The following is a 7788-nucleotide window of genomic DNA, read 5'->3' on the forward strand; positions in this document are numbered from 1 at the left end:
ATGGAATAGATCTACTTATTGGTCAACTTAAAGCATTTGATGGAGCATTACTTGTTATCAGTCATGACCGATATTTTCTTGATATGGTTGTAGACAAGATATGGGAGTTAAAAGACGGTAAAATTACGGAATATTGGGGTGGTTACTCGGATTACTTGCGTCAAAAAGAAGAAGAGCGACAACACCAAGCCGTAGAATATGAGCTGATGATGAAGGAACGGGAGCGATTAGAATCTGCTGTGCAAGAAAAACGCCAGCAAGCTAATCGATTAGACAATAAGAAAAAAGGAGAAAAATCCAAAAACTCTACCGAAAGTGCTGGACGACTTGGGCATGCAAAAATGACTGGCACCAAGCAAAGAAAACTGTATCAGGCAGCTAAGAGTATGGAAAAGCGTTTGGCTGCATTAGAAGATATTCAAGCACCAGAGCATTTGCGTTCTATTCGTTTTCGTCAAAGTTCAGCCCTAGAACTGCACAATAAGTTCCCGATTACGGCAGATGGTCTGAGCTTAAAATTTGGTAGCCGTACTATCTTTGATGACGCTAACTTTATAATACCGCTTGGCGCTAAAGTCGCTATAACTGGATCGAATGGAACAGGGAAAACGTCCTTGTTAAAAATGATATCAGAACGTGCTGATGGATTAACCATATCTCCAAAAGCTGAAATTGGCTACTTTACACAAACAGGATATAAATTTAACACGCATAAATCTGTGCTCTCCTTTATGCAGGAAGAGTGCGAGTACACAGTTGCGGAAATTCGTGCAGTATTGGCTTCAATGGGGATCGGAGCGAATGATATTCAAAAAAACTTATCCGACTTATCGGGAGGTGAAATCATCAAACTGCTTTTATCCAAAATGCTTTTAGGAAAATATAATATTTTGCTTATGGATGAACCAGGAAACTATCTTGACCTAAAAAGTATTGCCGCATTAGAAACAATGATGAAGTCCTATGCAGGAACTATTATCTTCGTATCTCATGACAAGCAATTGGTCGATAATATTGCTGACATTATCTACGAGATCAAAGACCACAAAATCATCAAGACTTTTGAGAGAGATTGTTAATGATAGCCAATCTAATCCGAACATTAATTATTGAACTCTTTAAAGGAAATTAAAAATGACAATTCAAGATATTCAATCACTTGCTGAAGCACACGGCTTGTTGCTTACGGACAAAATGAATTTCAATGAAATGGGCATTGATTTTAAGGTCGTTTTTGCTCTTGATACAAAGGGGCAACAATGGTTGCTGCGTATTCCTCGTCGTGATGGCATGAGGGAACAAATCAAGAAAGAAAAACGCATTTTAGAATTGGTAAAAAAACATCTTTCTGTAGAGGTTCCTGATTGGAGAATTTCATCTACAGAATTAGTGGCTTATCCCATACTTAAAGATAATCCTGTTTTAAATTTGGATGCTGAAACCTATGAAATAATTTGGAATATGGACAAAGATAGCCCGAAATACATAACATCTTTGGCAAAAACCTTATTTGAAATCCATAGTATTCCTGAAAAAGAAGTTCGGGAAAATGATTTGAAAATTATGAAACCTTCAGATTTAAGACCTGAAATAGCAAACAATTTGCAGTTAGTAAAATCTGAAATTGGTATAAGTGAGCAATTGGAAACCCGCTACAGAAAATGGTTGGATAATGATGTTCTATGGGCAGATTTCACCCAATTTATACATGGCGATTTATATGCTGGGCATGTACTAGCTTCAAAGGATGGAGCTGTTTCAGGCGTTATTGATTGGTCAACAGCCCATATAGATGACCCAGCGATTGATTTTGCTGGGCATGTAACTTTGTTTGGAGAAGAAAGCCTCAAAACTCTAATCATCGAGTATGAAAAACTAGGGGGTAAAGTTTGGAATAAACTATATGAACAGACTTTAGAAAGAGCAGCGGCCTCTCCTTTGATGTATGGTTTATTTGCCTTAGAAACTCAAAATGAAAGCCTTATCGTTGGAGCAAAAGCTCAGTTGGGAGTTATATAATTTAAAAATATGATTGCTGAGAACTGCCTTGTTTTGAAACTTGGTTGGCTTTAATTAGTTTTTAGTATTCTTTATAGAAAATGCCTCGATCAAGGGGCATTTCTAACAATCATTTAACATAAAATTTCTTATGCGAAATTACATACCAACTTTAACCACATTGTGGACAGGTTGGATTTTAGAGATAAGAAAAACTTCTAGGGCATTTGCTAAATAAGCCGTATCACGCTCAAAGCCTATTGTAATGATGGATCCAGCATCTTTCAGTCTTGGATCTATCGCAATATATTCAGTTTTATCTTCATTCCATCGGCAATATTTCATTACCCTGGCGCTTAAGCCATTACCACGATAACGGCCAGCACCTCTAGAAGTCCCAACACCGATATAAGTCACTAAATCCCCTTTGACAAACGCATATACACCTTGTTTATCGTAATTAGGAATTTTTCCAAAATTAAAATGTACTGGTGACCATTCAGGAGGCTTTCCTAATAGGTCTACATTCCAGTGATGTTCGAAGAATAATTCTGTATTACGTATTAACTTATTAAGTGTTGGATCTTCCACTACTTATCCCTCAAAATTTATAAATTAAAAAGCTTTCGGTCACGCTCATCTGTTAAATACTTATCCATCTGAGCAATTAATTTAGCTCTGGCTTGTTCATCATCTTCAGTGATCTTTAGCATACAGGATCCAATTAAAATTTTGCGTCTGGTATCATCCTTTCGAGCTTGTTCTTTCTCTTTAGCACGTTCTCTTGCCAGTGCTGCCTGTCTTTGAGCCTTTAACTGCTTTAGCTTTTCTTCCTGTGCTTTGATTTTGCTGTCTAGTGTTTCAGTAACGCTCATTAATCCAATACCATCATCCTGGGAAACCATCCCTAACATAAGCGCACTTGAATATGCATTCAAGGTGCTATATGTATAGTAATGTTTTCCTCGAAGAGCGCACTTATGCAAACTTCGTTTGCAAGTACGATTGGGGTCTCCCCAATACCCCGACAACCGTATCCACGGTTGTACTTCACTACGTGAAAATTTAAAAGCGAAAATAGGCATGGCGATTTACCACTTTTCAGTCAAAACCGTAGCACGATCAGCAGGGCGTTCCGCTACTGCTGCGATTGCCTATCGGGCAGGTGAAAAGATCTATTGTGAACGTGAGGGCCGAGAACATGATTACAGCCGAAAAACAGGTGTGGAATATAAAGAAATTTATTTACCCGAAGGCGCACCAGAACATTTAAAAAACCGGGAAAGACTCTGGAACGAAGTTGAACAACGGGAAACCCGAAAAAACTCGACAGTTGCCCGAGAATTTGAAATCGCTTTTCCAAGTGAATTAAATCAGGAACAACGCCTGGCCATGCTCGAAGAGCTATGCGCCAGTATCGTGGACAGACACCAGGTAGCCGTCGATGCCTGTATTCATGCACCGCATACTGGATCTGGTAGTGATGAACGCAATTATCACGCGCATATCCTGATGAGCACACGCAAACTTACTCAGGAAGGCTTCACCGAGAAAACCCGGGAACTGGATCAGAAACACAGTGGAGAAATCGAACACTGGCGCGAACACTTTGCCGATATCTGCAATATGCACCTGGATCTGGCTGGATACACTGCCCGAGTCGACCACCGCAGCTACAAAGACCAGGAGAATGGTTTAGAAGCCACGCTGCACGAAGGGCCGAAAGTCACCGAACTGCGCCGAAAAGGGATTGAGACCGAAATCAGCCGAAGCAATGACGAAATCAAACAGAGAAATCAGGCTCAGCTGCAATACAGCAAAAATATGGATCTGCTGATTGCTGAAAATGAGATCAAACTCAGCACACTGAAAACAGAACAGCAGATCCAAATCAAAAATAGCGCTAAAACGCCACCAATTGACGAAAAAGCCCTGTTTGAGGAAAAACAGAGGGAAACCCTTGGCAAAGTGCTAAAACGCGAAATCAGCGCAAAAGACGCGAATCTAGACCTGGATTTCATGCAGCGTAATCTCAAACAAGCCGAAATAACCCTGACCAAGCACCACAAACATCAAAATGAGTTCAATCAGCAGCTTGCCCAGGAGATCGTGAAAAGCGGACTCAAGCAAAGTCATGACAAATTGCAAAGCCTGGTCGATCAACACAACGAATTAACTCAGAACAAACCCTTACTGTTTGGAAAAAAAGCCTGGGAAGCCCAACGTGATGCGATTTACCAGGAGCACAAAAAGCTGAAAGGTCAGCATGAACACCAGAAAAAACATGGTGTGAAGGATTTATTGGAAAATGACAAATTCAAAGAACATGCCTGGAAGCAGTACCAACAACAACATCCAGCCAAAGCCAAGCAATACCAGACTCTATACCCATCCTATCAAGTCATTAAAAAATGTGTGGATGAGATCAAAGCAGAACAACAGATGAAACTCAGACAGGAACAACAGCTCAAAGCACAGCAACATGCGCCTAAAATGAAATCTCGTGGCATGAGTCGCTAAACAGAGCGAGTGTCTACGAGCGAACTGAGAAAATTTGCCCATCCCTTTCCCTGATTACAAGCTCCCTATCCATCAATCACCTGCTTTACAGAGCATCCCGAATGGGTGCGAACTTTCCAAATTTGATTCCTAAACCGAGCGTAGCGAGAAAAAAAGCTCATGAGCGAAGCGAATTCCGAGCTGCTTTTGATCTTGCTTTTGCTTTTTCTCAAATTCACGAAAATATGAACCAAAAATTGCCCCGACGAATCGAGCGAAAGCGAGATTCAATAGAGTTTGAGCGAAGCGAAAACCAAGGGCAATTTTTTACTCCCTGGGCTTTTAATTATTTTTAAGCTTTTAAATGCTTTTAATTAAGCTGTAATCCTTTATTCATAATGGTTCTAGAGATATTAAAACGAGGTTTACCTTGCATTAAAACGAGGTTTACCTTGCATTAAAACGAGGTTTACCTTGCATTAAAACGAGGTTTACCTTGCATTAAGCGAGATAATTATATAACCTCGTCTTATTGAATTAAAAATATAATCTTTTCATATGAAAACAGAACTAGTTGTTAAAGATAACGCCTTAATCAATGCCAGTTATAACCTCGATCTAGTTGAACAGAGGTTAATTCTCCTAGCTATTGTTGAAGCAAGGGAATCGGGTAAAGGGATAAATGCTAATGATCCACTAACAGTTCATGCTGAAAGTTATATTAATCAGTTTGGTGTACATCGAAATACGGCTTATCAGGCGTTAAAAGATGCTTGCGATGACTTGTTTGCAAGACAATTCAGTTATCAGAGTCTTAGTGAAAAAGGTAACACTATTAATCACAAATCAAGATGGGTGAGCGAGGTGGCTTATATTGATAATGAAGCTGTCGTTAGACTTATTTTTGCCCCTGCTATTGTGCCTTTAATTACTAGGTTAGAAGAACAATTTACAAAGTATGAAATACAACAAATAAGTAATTTAACAAGTGCTTATGCTGTTCGTTTATATGAAATATTGATTGCATGGCGTAGTACTGGAAAAACGCCTCTCATAACTATGTATGATTTTAGACAAAAAATAGGTGTACTCGAGACTGAATACAAACGAATGTATGATTTTAAAAAATATGTTTTAGACATTGCATTAAAACAAGTAAATGAACATACCGATATTATTGTCAAAGTTGAACAGCATAAAACAGGTAGATCTATTACTGGTTTTTCATTTAGCTTTAAACAGAAAAAATCAGCCACGCATTCAGTCGAATCTAAAAGAGATCCGAATACATTAGACCTCTTTTCAAAAATAACAGATAAACAACGCCATCTATTCGCCAACAAGCTCTCAGAGCTTCCTGAGATGAGTAAATATTCACAAGGCACAGAAAGCTATCAGCAGTTTGCTGTACGTATAGCTGCCATGCTGCAAGATGCAGAGAAATTTAAGGAATTACTTCCTTTACTCAGAAAATTAGGATTTCAATGACATTGTTAATTGAAATTGTTAAGTTAACAGTCAGGTATTAACACAAGTTGAAAACTGGTTTACATAATGAAAAAACTGTCAGTTTCAGAGTTAGCTAAGCTTTATGGATATTCAAGACAAGCCATATATGCACATATAAACAAAGGAAATTTATCTAAAGGATCTGATGGATTAATTGACTTTTCAGAGGCCCTAAGAGTTTTTGGGGAACCACAAAAAAAAGAGGATACAGTCAATCAAAGTCAATCAATTAACAGTCAAAACTTGACAGAAGTTGACTTACTAAAACGTCAAGTTGACATACTGGAAAAACAATTAAATCAGGCAATACAGAGAGAAAATCAATCTTTAGAACGTGAATCGTTTTATCAAGAACAGATTGAAGCTATGCAGCGCTTACTAGAAGCACCAAAAGCCAATATGACTACCTTTACCGATCAGAGCTTTAAACAGGATATAGCAACGGATCCTCGGTCGGAACTAGCAACGAACTATGACGAATTGACTACTCCTCAGCAAGACAATAAGCGTATTCCTATCCCGGAGCATGTTGAACCAGAACAGAAGAAGAGAGGCTTCCTAAGCCGCTTTTTCCTTCCATATGGTTAGCCAAGACTCCAGTTTTTTGAAGAGCCAATTTCAGTGCAAGCACTTGAAATAATGACTCCTCAAAAAACCGGATGATGTTTATTAAAACTGAATAAAACCGTGGAACATCGCTCAATTAGTGATCGTGGAACATGAATAATCAATAAAAAGCCGTTCTGGTGCCCTATACTCCAGAACGGCTTACGTTAATATAATGATATTTAAAGAGAAATATCAAGCATTTCGTATAAGGTGTATTATGTTAATTTTAGAAAATCTTCACTACTATTATTTTAAAATAAGCCTTATATCCAAGCATAAAACAAGGTTGTCTAGACTTCTTTTAACAGTAAAGTTATCATAAAACTGAATTTTATTTTTTAGGTAAGTTTATGCATTCTATCCGCATTCGTTAAGACACAACTATTTGCATAGTGACACTATTTTATAATGGTGGGCTTTTGTTGTGTCTTTAAGAATATATGCGGATATATAAAGTAAAAGTATGCTTAATTTATAAGTATGCTTTTAGTGCATAGTTTCCAGTTATAACTTAATTGACTAGCTATTTGTCCACCCTGTGGATGAATAGCTTTTTTTTTGGGAGGACACTGTGATGCTAGCTTTTGTTTTCACCTAAATCCTGTTTGCTGCATAAAAAATTTCAAGAGCTAAACAGGAGTAAATAAAAATGAGTTTAATTATTAAAGCGAGAAACATACGCTTGGATTATGCTGGGCGTGATGTTTTGGATATTGATGAATTGGAAATTCACTCTTATGACCGTATTGGTCTTGTGGGTGATAACGGAGCAGGAAAGAGTAGTTTACTCAAAGTACTTAATGGCGAAATTGTTTTAGCCGAAGCGACATTACAGCGTTTTGGTGATTTTGCACATATCAGCCAACTGGGCGGAATCGAAATAGAAACGGTCGAAGACCGGGCAATGTTATCTCGCCTTGGTGTTTCCAATGTACAAAACGACACAATGAGTGGCGGAGAGGAAACTCGTGCAAAAATTGCTGCCGCATTTTCCCAACAAGTACATGGCATTCTAGCGGATGAACCAACCAGCCACCTTGATCTCAATGGAATAGATCTACTTATTGGTCAACTTAAAGCATTTGATGGAGCATTACTTGTTATCAGTCATGACCGATATTTTCTTGATATGGTTGTAGACAAGATATGGGAGTTAAAAGACGGTAAAATTAC

8 protein-coding genes and 1 pseudogene are annotated in these 7788 nt (G+C 38.3%); 7 read left to right on the forward strand and 2 right to left on the reverse strand.

From position 1 onward, the window contains the following. Positions 1–1079 (forward strand): ABC-F type ribosomal protection protein Msr(E) (msr(E), locus tag FTU34_RS17100; protein WP_180073075.1); only part of this gene is annotated, 1079 nt, incomplete at its 5' end. Positions 1080–1134: 55 nt separating this feature from the next. Beyond that, a complete protein-coding gene (locus tag FTU34_RS17105; RefSeq protein ID WP_000155092.1) occupies positions 1135–2019 on the forward strand; it encodes an Mph(E) family macrolide 2'-phosphotransferase in 885 nt (294 codons plus the stop codon). 138 nt (positions 2020–2157) lie between these two features. Here the strand turns inward: FTU34_RS17105 and FTU34_RS17110 are convergent, their stop codons facing one another. Continuing rightward, a complete protein-coding gene (locus FTU34_RS17110; protein ID WP_039090891.1) occupies positions 2158–2589 on the reverse strand; it encodes a hypothetical protein in 432 nt (143 codons plus the stop codon). Positions 2590–2606: 17 nt separating this feature from the next. Then, on the reverse strand, positions 2607–2873 hold the full coding sequence (locus FTU34_RS17115) for a mobilization protein (RefSeq protein WP_088749624.1): 267 nt from the start codon (positions 2871–2873) through the stop codon (positions 2607–2609). A gap of 208 nt (positions 2874–3081) precedes the next feature. Between FTU34_RS17115 and mobQ the strand changes: the two genes are divergently transcribed. From mobQ to msr(E) (FTU34_RS17140), 5 genes and pseudogenes are all read left to right on the forward strand, one after another. Continuing rightward, on the forward strand, positions 3082–4518 hold the full coding sequence (gene mobQ, locus FTU34_RS17120; protein ID WP_107111964.1) for a MobQ family relaxase: 1437 nt from the start codon (positions 3082–3084) through the stop codon (positions 4516–4518). A 101-nt stretch (positions 4519–4619) separates the two neighbouring features. Further along, positions 4620–4853, forward strand: coding sequence for a hypothetical protein (locus FTU34_RS17125; protein ID WP_068553069.1), 234 nt, complete (start codon positions 4620–4622; stop codon positions 4851–4853). Positions 4854–5055: 202 nt separating this feature from the next. Then, positions 5056–5985, forward strand: a complete 930-nt coding sequence (gene repM / locus FTU34_RS17130) for a replication initiation protein RepM (protein ID WP_068553070.1) — start codon at positions 5056–5058, stop codon at positions 5983–5985. A 66-nt stretch (positions 5986–6051) separates the two neighbouring features. Beyond that, the gene (locus tag FTU34_RS17135) at positions 6052–6594 is read left to right on the forward strand and encodes a plasmid replication DNA-binding protein (RefSeq protein WP_004896925.1); all 543 of its coding nucleotides are present in this window, start codon (positions 6052–6054) and stop codon (positions 6592–6594) included. Between the two features lie 670 nt (positions 6595–7264). Continuing rightward, positions 7265–7788: pseudogene (gene msr(E), locus FTU34_RS17140) on the forward strand (ABC-F type ribosomal protection protein Msr(E)); the annotation flags it as partial.

This window comes from Acinetobacter sp. YH12094, assembly GCF_013419295.1.
GTDB classification, from domain to species: Bacteria; Pseudomonadota; Gammaproteobacteria; order Pseudomonadales; family Moraxellaceae; genus Acinetobacter; species Acinetobacter amyesii.

Bases quoted from the DNA above. Each gene is read 5' to 3' on its own strand.
- FTU34_RS17115 (WP_088749624.1), bottom strand. From the start codon at position 2,873: ATGAGCGTTACTGAAACACTAGACAGCAAAATCAAAGCACAGGAAGAA.
- FTU34_RS17105 (WP_000155092.1), top strand. From the start codon at position 1,135: ATGACAATTCAAGATATTCAATCACTTGCTGAAGCACACGGCTTGTTG.
- repM (WP_068553070.1), top strand. From the start codon at position 5,056: ATGAAAACAGAACTAGTTGTTAAAGATAACGCCTTAATCAATGCCAGT.
- FTU34_RS17125 (WP_068553069.1), top strand. From the start codon at position 4,620: ATGGGTGCGAACTTTCCAAATTTGATTCCTAAACCGAGCGTAGCGAGA.
- mobQ (WP_107111964.1), top strand. From the start codon at position 3,082: ATGGCGATTTACCACTTTTCAGTCAAAACCGTAGCACGATCAGCAGGG.
- FTU34_RS17135 (WP_004896925.1), top strand. From the start codon at position 6,052: ATGAAAAAACTGTCAGTTTCAGAGTTAGCTAAGCTTTATGGATATTCA.